Source organism: Stenotrophomonas genospecies 5, from assembly GCF_054473825.1.
On sequence record NZ_JBTMUW010000013.1, the window covers coordinates 1 to 213 of the forward strand.

Here is a 213-nt window from a genome sequence, read left to right on the forward strand (position 1 = left end):
TGGTGCGCCCGGAGAGATTCGAACTCCCGACCGCCTGGTTCGTAGCCAGGTACTCTATCCAACTGAGCTACGGGCGCGCGGTACACAATCAAATTTTACTTCATTTCCAGCGGCGGATGCCGGAAACCTGTCGAGTGGTGCGCCCGGAGAGATTCGAACTCCCGACCGCCTGGTTCGTAGCCAGGTACTCTATCCAACTGAGCTACGGGCGCC

General features: G+C 59.2%; 2 tRNA genes. Both read right to left on the minus strand.

The features are described from left to right. Positions 1-77, minus strand: a tRNA-Arg gene (locus ACX9OW_RS20755). Between the two features lie 58 nt (positions 78-135). Beyond that, positions 136-212 (minus strand) — tRNA-Arg (locus tag ACX9OW_RS20760). Between the last annotated feature and the right edge of the window lies 1 nt (position 213).